Genomic DNA, 21,017 nt, shown 5'->3' on the forward strand with positions numbered 1-21,017 from the left:
GGGTGTGGGACGTAAAGCGCAGCAGTCCCACACCCCTACCCCGGAGGCCCGTCACCGGCAGCCGAACAGCCCCGCGCAGCGGCACCGCCCGCCGCAGGCGCCACGGCGCGTAAGTCGAACACGTCGGCCGCAGCACAGCGCAGCGGAGCGGCCCGCCGCAGGCGAACCACGCGAACCCCCACGGCGGGAAAGCCGAAAACGCGGGAATCAAGCAGCGCGCAGCGTCTGCCGCTGGCGGCCCAGGCCGTCGATCTCCAGCTCGACGACGTCGCCGGCCCGCAGGTACGGCTTGGGCTCCGGCTGCCCCATGGCCACGCCGGCCGGGGTGCCGGTGTTGATGACATCGCCCGGGTACAGGGTCATGAACCGGCTCACATAGCGCACCACTTCGGCCACCGGGAAGATCTGGTCGGCGGTCGTGCCGTCCTGCTTCAGTTCGCCGTTGACCCACAGCCGTACCCCGAGTGCCTGCGGGTCGGGCACCTCGTCGGCGGTCACCAGCCAGGGGCCCAGCGGGTTGAACGTCTCGCAGTTCTTGCCCTTGTCCCACTGGCCGCCGCGCTCGATCTGGAAGGCGCGCTCGGAGACGTCGTGCGCCACCGTGTAGCCGGCCACCGCCGCCAGCGCCTGCTCGTCGCTCTCCAGGTAGCGGGCGGTCCGGCCGATGACGACCGCCAGCTCCACCTCCCAGTCGGTCTTCACGCTGTCGCGCGGCACCAGCACCGTGTCATCGGGGCCGACGACGGTGTCCGGGGCCTTCATGAAGAGGATCGGCTCCTCGGGCGGCGCCGCCCCCGTCTCCCGGGCGTGGTCGTGGTAGTTCAGCCCGATGCAGACGATCTTGCCGATCCGGGCCACCGGCGGACCGGTGCGCAGCCCGGCGGCGTCGAGCCGGGGCAGCTCGCCGGACGCGGCGGCGCCGCGCAGCCGCGCCAGCGCCCCGTCGTCCGCGAGCAACGCTCCGTCGATGTCCGGCACCAGGCCCGACAGGTCCCGCAGGACTCCCGTCTCGTCGAGCAGCGCCGGGCGTTCCGCCCCCACCGGTCCGACACGCAGCAGCTTCATCGGTTCAACTCCCGTGGTCGAAGGGTCGGCCCGGAAGGGCCTTCCGGGCCGGCCGATGGGGGACGGCCATCGGGCAATTTGGTTGATCCTCCAAGAACGGGGTCCAGTCCGCAAGACCCCGTTCACGGACTGGACCGTTACCGAGGGGTAGTGACGACGTCGCGCCCCTTGGCCGACCGCGCCCCGGAGCCCGCCGCCGCACCCGTCTCGCCCTGCTTGCCCTGCTTGTTCTGCTTGTTCTGCTTGTTCTGCCTATCCCGCTTGTCCCGCTTGTCCCGCTGGAGCAGTGCCCGCTCGCACGCCGTCCAGGTCGTCGTCGTCACCATGTACAGCCCGGCGGCCAGCGGCAGCACGGCGACCGTGATCAGCGTGCCGAACGACAGCAGCGGCAGGACCTTGCCCATGGCGGCCATCCCCGGGGCCGCGGCCGGGCCGGCGGCCGGCGCCGGGGCCGCGGCCGCCGCGGCCCGTGCACGCCGGTAGTTCCAGGTGGCGACCGCCGCGATCAGCGCGAACAGCGCGAGGTAGACCAGGCCGTGCGGCCCGAAGGGGCCGCCGTCGGCGAGCGCCTGGCTCCAGTGGCCGCCGAGCGGCGCACCCAGCAGCGTGTGGTCCAGCAGCCCACCGCCCCCGGTGGAGAAGAGGTGGTACATCACGAAGAAGACGGGCAGTTGGAGCAGGGTCGGCAGACAGCCGGCCAAGGGCGAGGAGCCGGTCTTGGCGTACAGGTCGGCCATCGCCTTCTGCAGCCGCTCCGGGTCGCCCTTGTGCTTGCGCTGCAACGCGGCGAGCTGTGGGGCGAGCGCGGCCCGCGCCTTCTCGCCGCGGACCGCGGCGCGGGCGAGCGGGTGCAGCGCGGCGCGTACGGCAAGGGTGAACAGGACGATGGCGACGGCCGTGGCCGCGGTGCCGAAGAGCGGTTCGATCGCTTGGGCGCCGCGCGCCAGCGCATCGCCGAGGAAGCCGAAAACGGACATGGGTGAGCCCTCCACGGGTCTCGTCGTGCCGGAATGTGGATTCGGCGTGACGAGCCGCGCGGACGCGGGAAAGCGGTCCGGGAGGAAGAAGAGAAGAAGAGGCAGGTGCGCGCCGCGGGGAAGGCGGAGCGCGGTCCGGACGTGCGTCTACGCGGTCGTCGGGAGGGCGCGGCCCGGTGCCCTCGGCCGCGGGCGCCCGGCCGCGTCGGGATCGCGCTGCGGCAGGAACGCCGTACGTCGCTCGCGGTCGCGGATCGCCGTACGGATCCGGCCCGGTGGGAGGGGCGGCGCACCCGCCGCGAGCAGGAAGGCGCTGCACAGCAGCAGCACCGCGGCGGTGGTCGCGGCGGCGGTCAGGGCCGTCGCCAGCCCGCTCTGCGCGAGCAGGAGCCCGGCCAGGAAGAAGAAGAGCGCGCAGGTGTACAGGCGCCAGGCGTGGACCATGCGATACATCCGGTCCCCTCCCCGCGTCCGGCCGGCCGGCAAGACTTGTCGTCTTCCGCTCAAGAGTAACCGGAGATCTGGGCAGCGGGCGGACCGGCCGGTAACTTGCCCTCCCTGCCGGGGGGACGGCAGTGGACCAGGGGGGAATCAAGGGGGAACACCTAGGAGGTGCTGTGCGCGACATCAGCGTTCCGGCCCTGGCGGCTCCACTGCGGACCGGCGGTCTGGCCGACTCCGTCTTCGACACCGCCGCCCACCAGCCGGACTTCGTCCAGCTCGCCCGCCGCGACGACCGCGCGCCGGGCGGCTGGCAGGAGGTGTCGGCGAAGACGTTCCGCGACGAGGTCATGGCGCTGGCCAGGGGGCTGCTGGCGGAGGGCGTCCGGCCCGGCGCCCGGGTCGCGCTGATGTCCCGTACCCGCTACGAGTGGACGCTGTTCAGCTATGCGCTGTGGGCGATCGGCGCCCAGCTGGTCCCGGTCTATCCGACCGCGTCGGCCGAGCAGCTGCGCTGCATTCTCAACGGGGCGGCGGTGACCGCGATCGTCGTCGAGCACGAGGCCCACGCCATGACCGTGGCGGAGGCCTGTGACGACCGCTCCCGGCTGCGCCGGCTGTGGCAGCTGGACCTGGACTGCGTGGCGCGGCTGACGGAGGAGGGCACCCGGCTGCCCGAGGCCGATGTGCACCGGCTGCGGCACGCGGTCACCCCGCACAGCACCGCCGCGATCGTGCACACCTCGGGCACCGGCGGGCAGCCGCGCGGCTGTGTGATCACGCACGCCAACCTCGCCGCCCAGTGCGACACCCTCTACGCGGGCTGGGGCGGGCTGCTGGCCCCGCCCGGCGAACGCCCCTCGCTGCTGGCCTTCCTGCCCTTCGCGGGCGTCTACGGGCTGATGGTGCAGGTGGCGTGTCTGCGCGGCGGGGTGCAGCTCGCCCACCAGCCCGACGCGTCCTCGGACGAACTGCTGCCGGCCCTGGCGTCGTTCCGTCCGACGTTCCTGTTCGCGGTCCCGTACGTCTTCGAGAAGATCTGCGCGCACGCCGGGCGGGCCGCGGAACAGGCGGGCCGGCGGCGGACGTTCGACGCGGCGATGACGGTGGCGGTGCGCTACGCCGAGGCGCTCGCCGCCCAGGCGCAGGGCACCGGGCGCGGCCCCGACACGGTCCTGCGGGCCCGGCACGCGCTCTACGACCGGCTGGTGTACTCCCGCATCCGGGAGCTGCTGGGCGGCCGGGTGGCCACGGCCGTCTCCGGCGGCTCACCGCTGCTGAAGGAGCTGGGGCTGCTCTTCGCCGGCATCGGGATCACCGTCTACGACGGCTACGGCCTGACGGAGACCAGCGGCGCGATCACCGTACAGCCGCCCGGGAAGGTGCGGTTCGGGACGGTGGGCCTGCCGCTGCCGGGCAGCGCGGTCCATCTGGCGCTGGACGGCGAGGTGTGGGTGCGCGGCGCGGTGGTGTTCGCCGGATACCTCGACGCCGGGAACGGGGGCGCCGGCGCGCCCGGCAGCGGGCTGTACGACGGCTGGCTGCCGACCGGCGACCTCGGGCATCTGGACGAGGACGGCTATCTGGTCATCACCGGGCGCAAGAAGGACATCATCATCACCAGCAACGGCAAGAGCGTCGCCCCGCAGGGCCTGGAGCAGCGGCTGTGCGCCCATCCGCTGATCTCGCAGTCGGTGGTGGTCGGCGACAACCGGCCCTATGTGACCGCGCTGATCACCCTGGACCCGGAGGCGCTCGCGCACTGGCGGCGGCTGCGGGGCGACACCGACGGGCACACCGACAGCGGCTCGGGACCGTCGCCGCAGGAGCAGCTGGAGGCGGAGGTGCGGCGGGCGGTGGCCCGCGCCAACGCCTCGGTGTCCAGGGCCGAGTCGATCCGGGCGTTCCGGGTGCTGCCGGGCGAGTTCAGCCAGGAGTCCGGGCTGATGACGCCGTCGATGAAGCTGCGCAGGGCGGCGATCGTACGCGCCTACGCCGCGGAGATCGACGCCCTGTACGCGCGCGGGGAGCGCGAGGCGCCCGACACCCGCAGCGAGCGCCGCCGGTGGTCGGCGGCAGGCCTGTACGCGCGCTGAGCGCAGGGGCGGCCACCCCCGCGGACGAGGCCGGGCCCGCACGCGGCACCGTAGCAGTGTCGCGGCGGGCCCGGCCGTTATTTGTCCAGGGGTGAGAACCCCGGCCTGAAAGCCCGGTCCGCCCCCTAGCGTCCGGTGGCATTCCAGTAGGGACGAACCGGGAGGCCGTGTGCGGTCGATCCTCAGCAACTCCGCAGCATCCGGGCGGACCATCGCCACCGGACTGGTCGTCGCCGCGCTCGTGGCCACGCTCGCGGCGGTGCTGCTGCCCGTACAGCTCTTCGGTGAGAGCGCGTCGGCGGCGACCAACACCGTCGCGTACGACGATGACGGCGGCGGGACGGTGAACACCCGCTACGGTCCGCTGACCGCGATGGACCGCGACTTCGTGCGCAAGGTCAGACTGGCCGGGCTGTGGGAGCTGCCCGCGGGCCGGCAGGCGCAGGAGCGCGGCACGACCGCCGCGGTGCGCACCGCCGGCGACCATCTCGTCGCCGGGCACACCGAGCTGGACCGGCGGTCGATCGAGGCCGGGCGGGCGCTGGGCATCCAGCTGGCCAACCAGCCCACGCCCCAGCAGCAGGGCTGGCTCGCGCAGATGAGCGCCGCCCAGGGCGACGACTTCCCGCCGGTCTTCGCGGAGCTGCTGCGCCGGGCGCACGGCAAGGTCTTCGGCCTGGTGGCGATGGTCCGCGACCAGACCCAGAACTCCATGGTGCGCGCCCTGGCGAACCGGGCCAACACCGTGGTGCTGGACCACATCACGGTCCTGGAGAAGACCGGACGGGTCGACTTCGGCACGCTGCACAGCAGCTGAGCCCGCACGGCCCCGGGCGGCGGCGCTCCTCCCCTCCCCTCTCATCCCCTCACCCCCCTCATCTCCCCGGACGAAGCGAAGTGATCTCATGAGGCAACGGCAGCAGGCCCAGTCCCATAAACGCTCGCGTTTGACGAACAGAATGCTGGTCGCCGCGGCCGCGCTCCTGCTGGGCGGCGGTGGCCTGGCCGTGGTCGCCACCACGGCGCTGGCCGGCAACAACGCGCCCGACGCGGCGGCCGGGCACCCGCACATGGTGACCGCCACCACCGTCTCCTGCCCCGACGTGGGCCAGAAGCTGCGGAAGGTGCCGCGCAGCGCCCAGCTCCAGGTCTCCAAGGGGCTGGCGTCGCTCGACCGCCAGGTATCCGACGCGTACCACAAGATGACCGAGGGCGCGGGCGACGAGATCCTCGCCCGGCTCAAGAAGCAGCGGTCCAGGACGATCGGCACGATGGTGACGGCGATCGCCAAGGACGCCACACGGCCGGACTATCTGCTGAAGATGAGCGGCTGTACGACCAAGCCCACCGGCGAGGACGGCCAGGCCGCCGCCAAGTCCACCAACGACGGCTGGAGCCAGAACCAGCAGCAGTACCCGAACCAGAGCCAGCCCCAGGACCCGAACCAGAGCCTCCCCCAGGACCCGAACCAGAGCCAGCAGCCGGGACAGGACCCGGGGCAGAACGGCGGGCAGGTGCCGGGGCAGCCCGGCGGCCCCTCCCCCGACGACTTCGTCGACATCACCTCCGTCCAGCCCAACGCGGGCGATCCGCCCTTCGCCGCCCCCCAGGGGAACAACGCCTCGACCGGCACCTTCACCACCGAGTGCGGCCGCAACGAGGACGGCCACTTCAACTCCGACAACGTCATCGTCACCCCGGGCGTCGGCAACGGCGCCCACCACACCCACGACTACGTCGGCAACAAGGCCACCGACGCCTTCGCCAACGACCGCAAGCTCGCCGACTCCGACACCACCTGCCAAAACGGCGACCAGTCCACCCACTACTGGCCGGTGCTGCGCAAGCTGGACGGCACCTCGGAGCAGAAGCCGGGCGCCGGCCACGACGGCAACGTCGGCTCGGTGCTGACCCCGGCCTCGGTCAACCTCACCTTCCGCGGCAGCCAGAGCGGACAGGTCCGGGCGATGCCGCGCTTCTTGAAGATCATCACCGGTGACGCCAAGGCGTTCACCAACGGCACGAAGAACGCCAACGCCTCCTGGAGCTGCACCGGCTTCGAGGACCGTCAGCTCAAGGACAAATACCCGCTCTGCCCCGAAGGCTCCCAGGTCGTGCGCACCTTCGCCTTCCAGAACTGCTGGAACGGCCGCGACATCGACAGCGCCAACCACCGCGACCACATGGCCTTCTCGGACCAGAACGGCAACTGCCCCGGCGGCTTCACACCCGTCCCGCAACTCGTCCAGCGCATCACCTACGACGTCCCGCAGGGCAACAGCTTCGCCGTCGACAGCTTCCCCGAGCAGCTCCACAAACCGGTCACCGACCACGGCGACTTCATCAACGTGATGTCGGACGGCCTGATGAACCAGGCGGTCAACTGCATCAACAGCGGGCGTGAGTGCCGCTGACGCACCCTGGAGCGGGGGCCGGTCCGCGCACCGCGGGCCGGCCCCCGCCGCCGTGCCACGATCACCGGCACGAGCCCGCCCCACCGGCGACCCGGTAAGGTGGCAATCTTCGGGCGGCCCACGCACCCGGAGTCCCCGAAGGCGTACGCCATGACGCACCCCGACCGCACCGCCGGTGACGCACGACTGCGGCTGTCGGCCGCACTGGACCGCCTCGGCGCCGTCTTCCGCGGGATGACCGCCCACCCCGACGAGAGCAACTGCGAGTGCCACTGGGGCAGCGCGGAAGACCTCGCCCTGCTGAAGGTGCCGGACGCGGAGCTGGACCCCGACCTGCTCAAGCGCACCTGGCAGGCCGTCGACTGGACCTACAAGGCGGCGATGCTGCGTCGCATCCTGCCCCAGTTCGCCACGGCCCTGGCCGCCGGCCGCATCGAGCCCTTCTTCGGCATGGAGGAGGCCGGACGCGTCTTCCACCGCGCCGGGTGGCAGCAGTGGCCCGCCGACCAGGCCGCGGCCGTACGGGAGTTCCTCGACGCCTGGTGGGAGCGCACCCTCACCGACCCCGACCCCGCCGTGCCCGCGTACCAGGTGCTCGCGCTGACCGCCGAGGCGTCCGGCACCCCCACCCCCTGGCTCCGCACCTGGGAGAGGCACACCCACCCCACGGCCGACCGGCATCTGGCCCAGGTCGTGGACCAGTGGGAGTCCGAGCTGCTGCGCGACGAGCTGCCCTGGGACACCTGGCACGACAAGGAGGCCACCCGCACCGAGCTCGTGGCCTGGCTCCTGCGCCACGCCCCCGCCCGTCTGCGCTCCCACGGCGCCCCCGACGAACTGCTGCACCGGATACGACTGCTCGGCCTCACCGAACCCGACCGCTGGGACGACCCGCACTGGCCCGGTTTCTGATTCCTCCCCGGTGCGGTGATCGCCACATCGGCCTGATCTTTCTGTTCTTCCTGTTCTTCGCGGCCGTCCCCGCGTAGATTCCAGAGGTGGACTGGGGGACGCTCATGGCGACGGTCAGCGGTGGCTCGATCGCCATATCCGGCACGGTACTCGCCGACTATCTGCGGCACCGCCGCGAGGACGACCGCGGCGTGGGGGCACGCAGACGCGCGGTGTACATCGAGTTCATCCACGCCGCCGGAGCGTGCCATGCCCGGCTGCGGCAGATCGCACAGGACCCGGACGCCGAGCCCGATCCGGACGCGGCCGCCCGTGCGGCGATGGACGACTCCAAGATCCATGAGGTCCGCGAGAGCCTCTACATCGACGCGAGCACCGCCGTCGCCGGCGCCGGTCAGGCGATGTTCGAACGGCTCCGCGCCCTGCGGCGGGTCGTCGCCGAAGGGGCCGCGCAGGACTCACCGGCCTTCCACGACGCCTACCACCCCTACATCGGCGCGGTCTGGGCCTACCGGGTGGCCGTACGGCGAGAACTCGAGGGACAGCCCCTCTCCCCCGCGGAGTTCGGCTGGGACGACTGGGACGGCACCGACCGCTGCTCGGTCTGCCGGCGGGCCCCCGCTGCGCGCACGTAGGAGGACGGCCCTTCCTGTGGACGGCCCTTCTGCTGGACCGCCCCGTTCCGTCGCGGCGCACCGCGGTCCCGGGCGGGCGGCGGTGCCCGCCCGGGAGTCGGCTGAAGCGGGCGCCGCTACTGGAGCATGCCCTCGATGACGTCCGTGTCCGCCGAGGAGACACCGGTCGTGGTGATGCCGGACGCCGTGCCGGGCAGGCGGAGCGAGCCGTCGACGATGCCGGTGACGTACAGGTCGGCATGGCCGTCGCGATCGGTGTCGCGCAGCCGGACCGTGGAGCCGAAGCAGTCGTTCCACGCCACCGAGCCCGGAACGCCGGGGGTGTTGCGGGCGAACCACTGGGAGCCGGCGCCGGTGACGCCGTTCGGGCCGCCGCGCAGGACGTGGACCCCGCCCTCGGTCGTCTTCGCGCTGATCTGCTCCCCGAACACGCCGACCGCCAGGTCCCGGTAGCCGTCGCCGTCGACGTCGGCGGCCGAGAGGGAGGAGCCGAAGCTGTCCCCGGTCTCGGGGGTGCCGGCGACGCCGGTGGTGGCCTGGGTGATGCGGGCGCTGGCGGCGGGGCCGGTGGCCGAGCCGTACCAGAGCGAGACGCGGCCCTGGTAGTTGCCGTACATCATGCTGCCGACCGCGAGGTCCCCGTAGCCGTCCTTGTTGAAGTCGGCGATCACTCCCGCCCCTTCGGCGCCGTCCCCGTAGCCGTTGACCAGGCGCAGGGTCTTGCCGGAGGTCAGCGTGGCGCCGCCCTTGACGAACCAGGCGTCGGTACCGAACTCCGGAGCGTTCGCGAGCCCGACGACGACCAGGTCGGTGCTGCCGTCGCCGTTGACGTTCCCGGCGACCAGGGACCGGGCGTCGAGGCTCGCCGAGGACCTGTCGAGGGTGGAGACCGCACCGGCCACGCCGGACGGGGTGATCGGACCGCGGTAGACATACGTCTTGCCCGCGCTGATCGCGGCGAGGTCCTTCTTGCCGTCCCCGTCGAAGTCACCGACGGCCAGGTCCCGGCCGAAGTGGCCGTCGGACCGCTTGGCGCCCATGTTGGGGACCGCGGTGCCGCCGGAGAGGCCGCCCGCACCGCCCCACAGGATGGTGACGGAGCCCTGTTCGGTGCGCCCGTCGATGTCCTCGCCGTACGCCGTGACCGCCAGGTCCGCGTATCCGTCGGCGTTGAAGTCGCCGGGGGCCATGACGCCGCCGAACAGGTCGCCGTCCTCGTCGGCGCCGGGGACGCCGGGGCTGGACTGGTCGATCACCTGGGTCCGGGTACCGGGCCCGGTGGCGGTGCCGAAGGTGACCACAACGCCGCTGCCCGGGCTGTGGCCGGGCGAGTAGGTGGCGTAGTCGCGGTAGCCGTCGCCGTTGAAGTCGTCCGCGTACTTGGCTGCGGCCGCACTCGCGGGGGGTGCCGCGAGGACGGGGACGAAGGCCGCCACCAGAAGCGCCGCGCAGGCTGCGGGGCGTATGCGCATGAAATCTCTCCGATGTGTCCGTGCGACCGCCCGTGCGCCGGGGGATGTCCCGGGGGCACGGGGCGGTTGACGAACATCAGACACCGGGCGAGGGGGAAAGGTTGCCGCCCGACCGGTCCCGGTCGCGGGTGCGCGGGGCGCGGGGCCGGTGTGGCGTGCGCCGAGGGGTGGCCGGCGTCACGTCAGCGTGTGCGGGGCGAAGGACCCCGCCGGGTCATAGGCCGTTGACCCGGGCCTCCCGGGCCATGCCCAGGGGTCGGATGGAGGAGGCGACGGCGCGGGCCCGGCGGCCGGCGCGGGCCCGGTAGGAGCGGACATGGGCCATGAGCCGGCGGCTGCGGAGGGCCATTTCGAGTTCGAAGCGGGTACGGGGGTCGCGCAGGACCGGGCCGAAGAGCTTCTCGATCTGGCGCAGGCGGTAGCGGACCGTCTGCGGGTGGACGTGCAGGAGCTTGGCTGCTTCGGGCGCACCACCGCCCTCCAGCCAGGCCAGCAGGGTGACTTCGAGCCGTTCGCTCTGACGTGGCGTCAACTCCTCCAGGGGGCCGAGCCAGCGGGAGGTGAGGGCGTCGGCCAGGGACTCGTCCTGCAGGAGCAGCAGTGCCGAGAGATGGTCGTCGACGAAGGCGGGGCGGGTGTCCGGGCCGACCCGGCCGGGGGCCAGGGTGAGCAGATACCGGGCCCAGCGGAGGGAGGAGGCGGTGTCGGTGGCCGGGACGACGTGGCCGACGGCCGCGGCGCGGCCCTTGAGGGCCGCCTCCAGTCGGGGCCTGGTCTGGGTGGCCGGGTCCGGGACGAAGAGGCAGGTGTAGCCCTCGACGGTGCCGATCAGGGCGTGCCCGAGCGCGGCGGCGAGTTGGGGCGCCTCGGCGGGGGTGGCCAGGACGACGGCCTGGAGCGTGTCGGGGACGGGCCAACCGGCCGCCCGGGCGAGTTCGTGCAACCCGTCGTCCGGCGCCTCGCGTTGGCCGGCGAGGACGTCGAAGAGGTCCTGGCGGGCCCGTGCGACGGGCATCGGGGTGACGACGGACGATACCGCCGGACGTTTACTTTCCGACTCTTTCTGGTAACCCAGTACTGTCAGCAGGGCCTGTTCCAGGGCCCATTCGGCCTCTTCTATGGGGGTATCACCGAGAAGTGCGGCCAATGCGGGAAATCCGCGTTGCAACTCCGCGACCACCTTCTCGGCGAGATCCGGGAGTTCATTTCTGACTACCCGGGTCCACTCGCCTCGGGGACGCGACCAGATGCGGTCCAGCAGATCACACATCGCTACCTCGATCCTGGCGGGGATGCGGCTTGTTCAGTTCAGAGGGTGGGCGCCCCCGTGCGCCTGACTCGGCATCATCCGGAGTGACGCCGTGCGCCCGCGACGCCGGTGCAGGAATTTGTCACAGCGCGATAAACCTTACGAAAGCCTGAACGGGCTCGGAGATGCTTTTCCGCATCCGGATCACAGCCGGATCACGGCAAGATAACGCCCTGCGTATCCACCCGGTTACGGAATGTTTAGTGTTACCGGGGGTCACCCGTACAAATGCCGTCGGGCAAATACCACCGCAGGGAAATTTCAACGAAATTCGCATCCCGCACCCGTGCTCCGACACCGGGAGGTCCGATGTCCGCACCGCGTTTGCAGAGCCGCCAGAGCCGCCAGGGCCGCCGCGCGGCACACCGGGCCCGGCCCTCGCCGACCGTGCCCCGCCCCCGGCGCCCGCCGAAGGAACCCGGGCCGCCGGGCCGTTCGTCCGGCGGCTTCGCCTCAACCACCGTGCTGCGCCCCGCCCTTCCGGCCGCGCTGCTGCTCTTCATCGCCGTCACCCTGCACTCCGGCGCGATGGACACCCTGATGCAGTTCCTGGACTTCGGCGCCGGGGTGCTCGCCCTGGTCTCGCTGTCCGTCACCGTGCTGTGGGGACTGGCCGCCACCGACCGGATGGTGCTGCACTCCGGCCACCGGCTGCTCGCCCAGGCCGTGCACCGCGGCACGGGCGTCGCCGGACTCGGCTTCCTGGGCCTGCACATCTGGGTGAAGGTCGCCGAGGGGCACGTCGGTACGACCTCCGTCGCGGTGCCGTTCACCGACGGGGCGCGGCCGGTGCTCATCGGACTGGGCACGCTCGCCGCGTATGTGTTCGTCGCCGTCGCGGTGACCGGCGCGGTGCGCGGCGCGTTCACCGGCATCACCGCGTCCCGCTGGTGGCGGGCGCTGCACATGAGCGCGTATCTCGCCTGGGGCCTGGCCCTGGTGCACGGCCTGAAGTCGGGCCGTGCGGCGGCCGGCTGGGCCGTCGCCGGATACGCCGTATGCCTGGTCGCGGTCGCCGTACGGCTGGCGCTGCGGCTGCGTGATTCCCGCAGGAACTCAGGAGAACTTTCATGACCGCCCCCGCCCCCACCCAACTACTGCCGGCGCTGCCCGGACCCGAACCCGTGCCGACGCTGGCGTCCTTCGGCCCGCCGCGGCTGCTGGCCGGGCTCGACGAGACGCCGCGCATGGACCGGGTGGCGCATCTGGCCCGGCACGGCAGCCTCCCCCAGCTCTCCTCCCAGGAGCTGGTGGCGCTGGCGGAGGACACCGATCTGCGCGGCCGCGGCGGCGCGGGCTTCCCCTTCGCCCGCAAGCTGACCGCCGTGATGGACGGGATGCGGCGCGCCGACGGCAAGGGCGCCGTGGTCGTCAACGGCAGCGAGGGCGAGCCCAGTTGCCTCAAGGACACCGCGCTGCTGCTGCACGCGCCCCATCTGGTGATCGACGGCGCCCTGCTGGCCGCCGAGGCGCTGGGCGCGCAGGAGGTCGCCATCGGGGTGACCCGCAAGGACGTCGAGCGGTCGGTGCGGCGGGCGATCGGCGAACGCGGCCCGGTCCGGCCGGCCTTAAAGGTCACGCTGCTGACCGAGCGGTTCGTCACGGGCGAGGGCACCGCGATGACCAACGGGCTGGGCGGCGGCCCCGGACTGCCCTCGGGCCGCAAGGTCCGCTCCAGCGAGCGCGGTCTGAACGGCGTGCCGACCCTGCTGTCGAACACCGAGACCTACGCCCAACTCGCCGTGGCCGCCCGGCTCGGCGCGCTCGGCTACCGCAACACGGGGCTGCCCACGGAGCCCGGCACGCTGCTGCTGACGGTCGGCGGCAGCATGGTCGTGGAGGTCCCCTACGGGGTGCAGCTCAACCGGGTCCTCGCGCTGTGCGGGTCCGACCCGGGGCTGGGCGTCCTGCTCGGCGGCTACCACGGCACGTTCATCTCCCCGGAGGACGCCCGGACCGCGACCCTCTCCCGGGAGGCGCTGACCGCCTACGGCGCCGTGCTCGGCGCCGGTGCGGTGCTGCCGATCCCGTACGACACCTGCCCGGCGGGCGAGACCGTACGGGTCGCGCAGTGGATGGCCGCCGAGTCGGCCGGCCAGTGCGGCCCCTGCGTGCTGGGCCTGCCCGCGCTCGCCGACGAACTCGCCCGCGCCGTACGGGGCGGCGGCGAGGCCGCCCTGGACGCCGTGCGGGCCCGGATGCGGGCCGTGGAGAAGCGCGGCGCCTGCAGCCACCCGGACGGCACCGCGCGCTTCGTCGCCTCGGCTCTCGCCGCCTTCCCCGAGGAGTTCGAGCGGCATGCGCAGGGGTTCGGGTGCGGCCGCCCGGTGACCGGGGCGCTGCCGGTCACCGGGCACCAGCCGCCACCGTCCACCACGGCCGCGCCGGCGCCGTCGACCGCCCCGCCGCAGGAACGGCTGCTGGTCGACTGGACGCTGTGCCGCGGCCACGGCCTGTGCGCCGATGTGGTGCCCGGTGTCGTCAAGCTCGGACCGGACGGCTACCCGGAGCGGGCCAGCATGCCGCTGCCGGCCCGGATGCGGCGCCGCGCGCAGCTCGCGGTGCGCCGCTGCCCGGCGCTGGCGCTGCGGGTGCAGGGCGGCAACTGACCGGTCCCGCACGGTTTTTCGGCGGGCCGGCAAAAAACCCGGCGCCGGTTGAACACCGGACACCCCGCGGCGCGTATTCCCCGGGCGACGGCACCCGCCGGCGAACAGGCGACGGCGACCCGCCCAGCAAGCGACACCATCAGCAACCGCAGAGGAGACACCATGATCACTCGACGTCGTGCGGGACTCGCGGCCGCCGCGGCCGCCACCCTGGCGCTCACCGCCGCCTGCGGCAGCAGCGGCAACCAGAGCTCCGGCACGCCCACCACCGACACCGTCCAGCCGGCCGGCCAGGGCACCAGCGACTACGGCTACGGCTCCTCCGGCTCCGGCCAGGGCGACGACGGATACGGCGGCCAGGCCGGCGGCGACAGCGGCAAGGAGACGAAGGCCGGGCCGAGCGCCGGGGCGCTGGCGCTGCACCAGGACGCCAAGCTCGGCCCGGTCGTCACCGACGCCAAGGGCATGACCCTCTACCGCTTCGACAAGGACACCCCCGACCCCGCCAAGTCCAACTGCTCGGGCTCCTGCGCCACCACCTGGCCGCCGGTCCCCGCCGACGGCGCCACGGCCCCCGCCGGCATCGCCAAGAGCGCCCTGGGCTCGGTCACCCGCGCCGACGGCGTCAAACAGCTGACCATCGGCGGCTGGCCCGCCTACCGCTACGCCAAGGACACCAAGGCCGGCGACACCAAGGGCCACGGCGTCGGCGGCACCTGGAACGCGCTGGCCGCCGATGGCAAGAAGGCCGGCACCCAGCCGCCCGCCGACGTCTCGGTCCTCAACCAGCCCGAGCTGGGCGAGATCCTCGTCGACGGCAAGGGCCGGACCCTCTACCGCTTCAACAAGGACAGCGCCTGGCCGATGAAGTTCGCCTGCAACGACGCCTGCCTGGACACCTGGAAGCCCGCCAAGCCCGCCGACCGCTCCAAGCTCACCGGTATCGCCCCCAAGCTGATCTCCACCGTCACCCGCCCCGACGGCATCAAGCAGCTGGCCGTGGACTGCTGGCCGGTCTACTGGTTCACCGGCGACAAGCAGCCCGGTGACATCACCGGCCAGGGCAAGATGGGCCTGTGGTTCGCGGTCTCCAAGGAAGGCAAGAAGATCACGACGCCGGCGAACTGACCGGAGCGTCCCGCACCGGGCCACCACCTCGGGGGAACTCGTCCTCCAGCGCCAGCACCTCGGCGTCCGGCCGCTCGTCGCGCTCGCGCGGCCCCAGCCAGGTGACCGCCAGCGCCACCGCCGTGTTCACGGCGAGCCCGACGATCCCGGCGTTCATCCCCCACACCGGGTCGTGTCCCCCGAAGACCAGGACACAGACCAGAGCGAAGCCCGCCACCAGGCCGCTCACCGCGGCGTACAGCGTCAGCCGCCGCCACACCAGCCCCAGCAGCACCATCGGCACGAGCTGCGCCATGCCCTCGTACGAGATCAGCGACAGCCGGACGAGAGTGTGGGGGGCGGTGTAGGTCAGCAGCAACGCCACCGTGCCGGCCGCCACCACCACCAGCTGGGACCACAGCTTCTGCCGTCCACCCGCCGCCCGTTCCTCCCCGGAGGTCCCTCGGGCTGCACCCCTGTTGAGCCGGGGGATCGCCCCCAGGACGCTCCTCCCCCACATCGTGCCGATGACCAGCATGAACACGGCCATCGGCACGATGGAGGAGAGGGCGGCGGCCACCCCGATCAGGCCCACGGCCCAGGCCGGGAGGGAGTCCACCACCAGCTTGAACAACGCGAGATCGGAGTCCGCGCCGGTCAGACCCGGCACCACGAACAGCGCCGCCATGCCCAGCAGCATCGGCACGAACAGCAGCACGTTGTAGAAGGGGAGGTACATCGCGTTGCGGCGCAGCGCATCGGCGTTGCGGGCGCCGAGGTAGCCCGCCACGGTCGTCGGGAAGATCACCACCGTCAGGGAGTTGACGACGGCGGTGGTGGCGAACCACAGTCCGCCCAGCCCGCCCGAGGCATGGCCGGGGAAGGTCAGCCACTGCGGCTTCTCGGCGACGATCCGGTCGAGGAAGGGCCCGTAGCCGTCGAAGTAGTGCAGCGGGACGTAGCCGACGAGGAAGCCGAGGGTGCCGATGACCAGGACGTCCTTGAGCACCGAGACCCAGGCGCTGCCGCGCAGCCCGCTGACCACGACGAAGCCGGTGGTGACCGCGAAGCCGAGGAAGTAGGCCCAGCCGAGGCTGATGGCGCCGTAGGAGATCGTCGAGACGACCACGCCCATGCCGGTGATCTGGAGCTGGATGTAGGGCAGCAGGCAGACGGTGGCGAGCAGGGCGACGGCGGCGCCGAGCCAGGGCCGGCCGTAGCGGTGCGCGACGATGTCGGTGAGGCCGACCAGGCCGTGCCGGCGGGCGTAGGCCCACAGCATCGGCCCGACGACATAGCCGATCGCATAGCCGCAGGACATGTAGGCCGGCACGAAGAGCACGGGGGCACCGAAGTTGTAGCCCCAGCCGGCCGCGCCGAGGTAGCTGAAGCTCGTGTAGCTCTCCCCGGCCATCAGCACCCAGATGAAGACGGTGCCCAGGCTGCGGCCGCCCACCGACCACTCCGCCAGGCCGCCGCCGGATCCCCTGCCCCGCACCGCGAGCAGCCCCAGGACCACGGTGAGCACCATGAAGCCGCCGAACACGGCGGTGGCGACCGCGGCGTTCACGAGCCCTCCCCGCCCGGGCCCCGCCCGAGGTCGCCGCGCCGCGCCAGCCACACCGACAGCGGGGTGGCGAGCGTCGCCAGCAGCATCCACACGACCAGGAACGGCAGTCCCATCACGGTCGGTGTCACCCGGTTCACCAGCGGCAGCACCGCCAGGAACAGCACATAGGGCAGCAGCAGCCACAGCAGCGCCGGGCGCTTTCGGGAGCCCGGGGGTCGACCGCCGGAGGACTCGTCTCGCACGTGAGCCAACCCTAGAGGACCCGCCTCGGCGCTCACCGCGGCCGTGTCGAGCGCAACACGCCCCAGACCACCAGCCGGTAGGCGGAGCTGTAGGCGGGCGTACAGGTCGTCAGGGTCAGATAGGCGCCGGGCGCGGTGAAGCGGTAGGCCGGGTGCACGCCGCTGTGCGGCACCGCGGCGAGCACCGTGCCGTCGCCGGGGGTGGTCCGCGGCAGGACGCGCACCACGGCGTAGGTGTGGCGGGCCTCGGCGGTGTCGAGGACGACGGTGTCGCCCGGCCGCAGCCGGTCGAGGTGACGGAACGGCTCACCGTGCGTGTTGCGGTGCCCGGCCAGCGCGGCGTTCCCGGCCCCGCCCGGCTGGGCGGTGTGCGGGTAGTGGCCGACATAGCCCCTGTTGAGGACCGCGGCCTTGCCGGTGCCCTCGGCGACGGGCGCGATGACGCCGATCCGCGGGATGCGCAGGACGGCGTAGGCGAGGTCCGGCGGGGGCCGGCCGGCGGTGCGGCGGTGGAGCGCACCGGGCGGCGGGGTGCGCGCGCCGGCCCGCGGCGCCCGCGCCCCGTCGTCGTCGGGCCCCGGGGCCGCGGCCGAGGACGGCGGCCCGGTCCGCCACTGCCGCTCCAGCCGCGCCACCTGGTCCTGCGCCGTGTACCGGGCCTGACGGTTGGTCCACCACAGCTGGTGCACGACGAGCAGCAGCAGGACGACGCCGAGCGTCACGGCCAGCTCCGCGCCCGTCCACAGCGCCCGCACGGCGCGGGGGCGACGGGTTCGCCGCCCCTGTACGACCACCGGTATCCGCTCCCGCACGCGGGCACGGTAGGCCCTCGGGCCGCAGGTCGCCAGAGCAAGCGCGCCCCGGCCGGGGGATCAGCCGCCGAGCGCCTGGGAGACGGTGTAGATGGCAAGGCCGGCCAGCGCGCCGACGACCGTGCCGTTGATCCGGATGAACTGCAGGTCGCGGCCGATGTGCGCCTCGATCTTCTTCGAGGTGTGCTCGGCGTCCCAGCCGGCGACGGTGTCGGTGATCAGCGCGGTGATCTCGTCCTGATACGTCGTCACCACATAGACGGCCGCGCCCTCCAGCCAGCGGTCCACCTTGCCCTGCAGCCGCTCCTCGTCGGCCAGCCGCCGCCCCAGGGACAGCAGCGCCGCCCGCACCCGCAGCCGCAGTTCGCTGCGCTCGTCCTCGGCGGCGGCCACGATCATCGCGCGGACCGAGCCCCAGGCCGAGGCGATCAGGTCCTGCACCTCGCCGCGGCCCAGCACCTCCGACTTCAGCCGCTCGACCCGGGCGCGGGTGTCCGGGTCGGACTGCAGATCGCCCGCGAAGTCCCGCAGGAAGCGGTCGATCGCGCCGCGGGCCGGATGCTCGGGCATGTCGCGCATCTCGGTGACGAAGCGCAGCAGTTCCCGGTAGACCCGGTCGCCCACCTTGCGGTCGACGAACCGCGGGGTCCATCCGGGAGCGCCGCCGGAGACCGCCGACATCACCGAGTCGCCGTGCTCGACCAGCCAGTCGTGGGCGCGGGCGACGACCAGGTCCACCACCCGCTTGTGGCCGCCCTCGGCCACGACCTTCTCCAGCATCGTGCCGATGCCGGGGGCGATCTCCTGGGCGTCGGCACGCCGGGTGATGGCCTCGCCGACCACCGCCTGCACATCGGAGTCGCGCAGCACGGTCAGCGCGCCGCGCAGCGCGGTGGACACCTCGGCGGTGACCCGGTCGGCGTTCTTCGGCTCGGCGAGCCAGCCGCCGAGCCGCCGGCCGATGCCGACGGAGCGCAGCCGGCGCCGTACGACCTCGCCGGACAGGAAGTTCTCGCCGACGAAATCACCCAGGCTCCGACCCAGTTGGTCCTTCTTCGTCGGGATGATGGCAGTGTGCGGGATCGGCAGCCCCATCGGCCGCTTGAACAGCGCGGTGACCGCGAACCAGTCGGCCAGCGCACCGACCATCCCGGCCTCCGCGGCCGCCGCGACGAACCCCGTCCAGCCGCCCGCTCCGGCGCCCTGGGCCACCTTCGCCAGGGCGTAGACCAGGGCGACGGCCAACAGCAGGCCGGTGGCCAGCGTCTTCATCCGGCGGACGCCGCGCCGCCGCTCCTCGTCGGCCACCCCGAAGGCGAAACCGCCGCCCGGCACCGCCCGACCGCCCGGGGCGGCACCCGACACGGGGCCCGGTGACCCGTTCGGCGCATTGCCCGCTTCCATCCGTTCCATCCGCTCCACCGCTCCCACCGTGCCCCCCGCCCTCCGTACGGCCCCTCGCGCGCCGCGCGTCCGGCCGCCGATCCGACCGTATGTCCCACTGTGACCTACTCCTGGAACGAACCACGAGTTCCCCGCGTCCATGCCAAGGCGACATCGAGCGGGCCGCCGGGCGGCTCCCCGGGGGTCCGTGGGATCATGAGGGACCGATCGGACCGCAACGGTGCCGCTGATCATCCGCTGCCCTTGCCCGCCCGGAGCCTGCCGCTCCGCTTTCCTCAGGAGACCGCTCCCGCATGAAGAAAAGTGTGGGTTACGCGCTGCTCGCCGGTCTGGCGGCGTTGGTGGTGCTGATCTCGACGGCGATATTCATCGGATTCGGCGGCGAGGACGACGAGCCCCGCGCCTCCTCGCACAAGCCGCGCGACCCCGCGGCACCCGCGGTCTCCGGGCAGTGGGTCGGCACCTGGTCGGCGGCCGCGGCCGCGGCCGAGCCCGGCACGCTGGACGGCTATGCGGGCATGTCGATACGCAATGTCGTCCACACCAGCGTCGGCGGGTCCGGCGCCCGCATCCAGCTCTCCAACCTCTTCGGCACCCGCCCGCTGGTGGTCAGCCACGCCTCGGTGGCGCTGGCCGCGGCCCCCAGCAACCCCACCGCCGCGGACGGCACCATGCGCCGGCTGTCCTTCGGCGGCAAGCCCGCGGTGACCATTCCGGCGGGCGGCGCGGTCACCAGCGACCCCGCCCGGCTGAAGGTGCCCGCCGACGCGGACCTCCTGGTCACCACCTACTCGCCCTCCCCCTCGGGGCCCGCCACCTACCACCCGTACGCCCGGCAGACCTCCTACCTGGCGCGCGGCGACCGCACCGAGGACGCCACCGGCGCCGCCTACACCGAGCAGAGCCCGTACTGGCGCTATCTGACCGGCGTGGACGTCTGGAGCACCGAGGCGACGGGCACGGTCGTCGCCATCGGCGACTCGATCACCGACGGCATCACCTCCACGGCCGGCGCCAACCACCGCTGGACGGACTACCTCGCCGCCCGCCTGCGCACCGAACCCGGCGCGCCCCGCTACGGCGTCCTCAACCAGGGCATCAGCGGCAACCGCCTGCTGGTCAACGGCAGCAAGTTCTCCCCGAACAACGGGCCCAGCGTGCTCTCCCGCCTGGACCGCGACGCCCTCTCCCGCACCGGTGTGAAGGCCGTGGTCGTCGAGATCGGCCTCAACGACCTCTTCAAGACCCCGCGCCAGCTCGACCCGCAGAAGATCGTCGCGGGCATGCGGCAGATCGTCCGCGAGGCACACGCCCGCGGCCTGCGCGTCACCGGCTCGACCCTTACGCCGTTCGGTGGACACCGCGGTTACTCCACCCAGCTGAATTCCGTCCGCGAGCAGGTCAACCGGATCATCCGCTCCGGCACGGTCTACGACGAGGTCGTGGACTTCGACAAGGCCCTGCGCGACCCCGCGTCCCCGGTCCGCCTCCGTCCCCTCTACGACTCCGGCGACCATCTGCACCCCAGCGACGAGGGCTACCGCGCGATGGCCGACGCCCTTGATCTGGACCACCTTCGGCAATCCGCGCCTACCTCGCTGTAACGCTCGGGTCACGCCCCACGTTGTCGGCTTTCCCGCCGTGGTGGTTCTTCCCCGTGGCGCCTGGCGGCGGGCTGGTGCCGCTGCGCGGGGCGTTTTCGGGTGCGGGTGCGGCCCTCCGGGCTTCGTCCTGCGGTCCGCCCCCTCCCGTGGGTGGTGGGGAGGGTCGGTTGCGGCCGTCGTCGATGCTGCCGGACCCTCACCATCGTGGCCGGGCGCCGTGGCGGCAGGGGAGGGGCGGCAGCGGACCACCGAGGTGCGCCCCCACCGGCCTCCTCTCCTCCCCACCACGGGAGGGGGCGGGTCGGAGGGGTAGGGGTGTGGGACGTAAAGCGCAGCAGTCCCACACCC

Annotated in this window: 18 protein-coding genes; 9 read left to right on the top strand and 9 right to left on the bottom strand. The window is 72.9% G+C overall.

Features of this window, described 5'->3' with window-relative positions; genetic code table 11:
- Positions 1-207: 207 nt before the first annotated feature.
- From ACFWZH_RS37745 to ACFWZH_RS37755, 3 genes are all read right to left on the bottom strand, one after another.
- A complete protein-coding gene (locus ACFWZH_RS37745; protein WP_384442450.1) occupies positions 208-1,065 on the bottom strand; it encodes a fumarylacetoacetate hydrolase family protein in 858 nt (285 codons plus the stop codon).
- A gap of 137 nt (positions 1,066-1,202) precedes the next feature.
- On the bottom strand, positions 1,203-2,042 hold the full coding sequence (locus tag ACFWZH_RS37750) for a YidC/Oxa1 family membrane protein insertase (protein WP_384442453.1): 840 nt from the start codon (positions 2,040-2,042) through the stop codon (positions 1,203-1,205).
- Between the two features lie 147 nt (positions 2,043-2,189).
- On the bottom strand, positions 2,190-2,495 hold the full coding sequence (locus ACFWZH_RS37755) for a DUF6412 domain-containing protein (protein WP_384442456.1): 306 nt from the start codon (positions 2,493-2,495) through the stop codon (positions 2,190-2,192).
- Between the two features lie 164 nt (positions 2,496-2,659).
- Here ACFWZH_RS37755 and ACFWZH_RS37760 point away from each other — a divergent pair, with 164 nt between their 5' ends.
- The 5 genes from ACFWZH_RS37760 (at position 2,660) to ACFWZH_RS37780 (ending at position 8,540) form a co-directional block, all read left to right on the top strand.
- Positions 2,660-4,579, top strand: a complete 1,920-nt coding sequence (locus ACFWZH_RS37760; RefSeq protein WP_384442459.1) for an AMP-dependent synthetase/ligase — start codon at positions 2,660-2,662, stop codon at positions 4,577-4,579.
- A 169-nt stretch (positions 4,580-4,748) separates the two neighbouring features.
- Positions 4,749-5,396 (top strand): DUF4142 domain-containing protein, encoded by a 648-nt coding sequence (locus ACFWZH_RS37765; protein WP_384442462.1) that lies wholly within the window; start codon positions 4,749-4,751, stop codon positions 5,394-5,396.
- A 142-nt stretch (positions 5,397-5,538) separates the two neighbouring features.
- Positions 5,539-6,993, top strand: a complete 1,455-nt coding sequence (locus tag ACFWZH_RS37770) for a DUF1996 domain-containing protein (RefSeq protein WP_384442497.1) — start codon at positions 5,539-5,541, stop codon at positions 6,991-6,993.
- A gap of 150 nt (positions 6,994-7,143) precedes the next feature.
- A complete protein-coding gene (locus ACFWZH_RS37775) occupies positions 7,144-7,905 on the top strand; it encodes a hypothetical protein (protein ID WP_384442464.1) in 762 nt (253 codons plus the stop codon).
- Between the two features lie 86 nt (positions 7,906-7,991).
- Complete coding sequence (locus ACFWZH_RS37780) at positions 7,992-8,540, top strand: CchlQ (protein WP_384442467.1); 549 nt, start codon at positions 7,992-7,994, stop codon at positions 8,538-8,540.
- A 116-nt stretch (positions 8,541-8,656) separates the two neighbouring features.
- Here the strand turns inward: ACFWZH_RS37780 and ACFWZH_RS37785 are convergent, their stop codons facing one another.
- Both ACFWZH_RS37785 and ACFWZH_RS37790 read right to left on the bottom strand, forming a co-directional pair.
- Positions 8,657-10,012 carry an FG-GAP-like repeat-containing protein gene (locus ACFWZH_RS37785; RefSeq protein WP_384442470.1) on the bottom strand — a complete coding sequence of 452 codons (1,356 nt, stop codon included), beginning with the start codon at positions 10,010-10,012 and terminating at the stop codon, positions 8,657-8,659.
- A 214-nt stretch (positions 10,013-10,226) separates the two neighbouring features.
- Positions 10,227-11,027, bottom strand: a complete 801-nt coding sequence (locus tag ACFWZH_RS37790) for a PucR family transcriptional regulator (RefSeq protein WP_384442473.1) — start codon at positions 11,025-11,027, stop codon at positions 10,227-10,229.
- 603 nt (positions 11,028-11,630) lie between these two features.
- Between ACFWZH_RS37790 and ACFWZH_RS37795 the strand changes: the two genes are divergently transcribed.
- The 3 genes from ACFWZH_RS37795 (at position 11,631) to ACFWZH_RS37805 (ending at position 15,058) form a co-directional block, all read left to right on the top strand.
- Positions 11,631-12,395, top strand: a complete 765-nt coding sequence (locus ACFWZH_RS37795) for a hypothetical protein (protein ID WP_384442476.1) — start codon at positions 11,631-11,633, stop codon at positions 12,393-12,395.
- Complete coding sequence (locus ACFWZH_RS37800) at positions 12,392-13,930, top strand: NADH-ubiquinone oxidoreductase-F iron-sulfur binding region domain-containing protein (RefSeq protein ID WP_384442479.1); 1,539 nt, start codon at positions 12,392-12,394, stop codon at positions 13,928-13,930. The genes ACFWZH_RS37795 and ACFWZH_RS37800 overlap by 4 nt, the downstream gene beginning before the upstream one ends.
- A gap of 162 nt (positions 13,931-14,092) precedes the next feature.
- The gene (locus ACFWZH_RS37805) at positions 14,093-15,058 is read left to right on the top strand and encodes an SCO0930 family lipoprotein (RefSeq protein ID WP_384442482.1); all 966 of its coding nucleotides are present in this window, start codon (positions 14,093-14,095) and stop codon (positions 15,056-15,058) included.
- On the opposite strand, the gene ACFWZH_RS37810 is transcribed toward ACFWZH_RS37805, so the two are convergent.
- The 4 genes from ACFWZH_RS37810 to ACFWZH_RS37825 are packed head-to-tail and all read right to left on the bottom strand — an operon-like array spanning position 15,039 to position 19,065.
- Positions 15,039-16,607: a sodium:solute symporter gene (locus ACFWZH_RS37810; protein ID WP_384442485.1), complete on the bottom strand. Its 1,569-nt coding sequence runs from the start codon at positions 16,605-16,607 to the stop codon at positions 15,039-15,041. The genes ACFWZH_RS37805 and ACFWZH_RS37810 overlap by 20 nt on opposite strands.
- Positions 16,604-16,849, bottom strand: a complete 246-nt coding sequence (locus ACFWZH_RS37815; RefSeq protein WP_384442488.1) for a DUF3311 domain-containing protein — start codon at positions 16,847-16,849, stop codon at positions 16,604-16,606. Before ACFWZH_RS37815 ends, ACFWZH_RS37810 begins: the two co-directional genes overlap by 4 nt.
- A 32-nt stretch (positions 16,850-16,881) precedes the next feature.
- Entirely contained in the window at positions 16,882-17,661 is a 780-nt protein-coding gene (locus ACFWZH_RS37820; RefSeq protein ID WP_384442491.1) for a class E sortase, read from the bottom strand.
- Positions 17,662-17,721: 60 nt separating this feature from the next.
- Complete coding sequence (locus tag ACFWZH_RS37825) at positions 17,722-19,065, bottom strand: DUF445 domain-containing protein (protein ID WP_384442500.1); 1,344 nt, start codon at positions 19,063-19,065, stop codon at positions 17,722-17,724.
- Between the two features lie 293 nt (positions 19,066-19,358).
- Between ACFWZH_RS37825 and ACFWZH_RS37830 the strand changes: the two genes are divergently transcribed.
- The gene (locus tag ACFWZH_RS37830; protein ID WP_384442494.1) at positions 19,359-20,669 is read left to right on the top strand and encodes an SGNH/GDSL hydrolase family protein; all 1,311 of its coding nucleotides are present in this window, start codon (positions 19,359-19,361) and stop codon (positions 20,667-20,669) included.
- Positions 20,670-21,017 lie beyond the last annotated feature (348 nt).

The organism is Streptomyces sp. NPDC059008 (genome assembly GCF_042749045.1).
GTDB lineage: Bacteria > Actinomycetota > Actinomycetes > Streptomycetales > Streptomycetaceae > Streptomyces.

What these genes read in the sequence shown, in the direction of transcription:
- ACFWZH_RS37795 (WP_384442476.1), top strand. Translation starts at nt 11,631, where the DNA reads ATGTCCGCACCGCGTTTGCAGAGCCGCCAGAGCCGCCAGGGCCGCCGC.
- ACFWZH_RS37805 (WP_384442482.1), top strand. Translation starts at nt 14,093, where the DNA reads ATGATCACTCGACGTCGTGCGGGACTCGCGGCCGCCGCGGCCGCCACC.
- ACFWZH_RS37750 (WP_384442453.1), bottom strand. Translation starts at nt 2,042, where the DNA reads ATGTCCGTTTTCGGCTTCCTCGGCGATGCGCTGGCGCGCGGCGCCCAA.
- ACFWZH_RS37755 (WP_384442456.1), bottom strand. Translation starts at nt 2,495, where the DNA reads ATGTATCGCATGGTCCACGCCTGGCGCCTGTACACCTGCGCGCTCTTC.
- ACFWZH_RS37770 (WP_384442497.1), top strand. Translation starts at nt 5,539, where the DNA reads ATGCTGGTCGCCGCGGCCGCGCTCCTGCTGGGCGGCGGTGGCCTGGCC.
- ACFWZH_RS37825 (WP_384442500.1), bottom strand. Translation starts at nt 19,065, where the DNA reads ATGGAAGCGGGCAATGCGCCGAACGGGTCACCGGGCCCCGTGTCGGGT.
- ACFWZH_RS37775 (WP_384442464.1), top strand. Translation starts at nt 7,144, where the DNA reads ATGACGCACCCCGACCGCACCGCCGGTGACGCACGACTGCGGCTGTCG.
- ACFWZH_RS37790 (WP_384442473.1), bottom strand. Translation starts at nt 11,027, where the DNA reads ATGCCCGTCGCACGGGCCCGCCAGGACCTCTTCGACGTCCTCGCCGGC.
- ACFWZH_RS37745 (WP_384442450.1), bottom strand. Translation starts at nt 1,065, where the DNA reads ATGAAGCTGCTGCGTGTCGGACCGGTGGGGGCGGAACGCCCGGCGCTG.
- ACFWZH_RS37830 (WP_384442494.1), top strand. Translation starts at nt 19,359, where the DNA reads ATGAAGAAAAGTGTGGGTTACGCGCTGCTCGCCGGTCTGGCGGCGTTG.
- ACFWZH_RS37785 (WP_384442470.1), bottom strand. Translation starts at nt 10,012, where the DNA reads ATGCGCATACGCCCCGCAGCCTGCGCGGCGCTTCTGGTGGCGGCCTTC.
- ACFWZH_RS37800 (WP_384442479.1), top strand. Translation starts at nt 12,392, where the DNA reads ATGACCGCCCCCGCCCCCACCCAACTACTGCCGGCGCTGCCCGGACCC.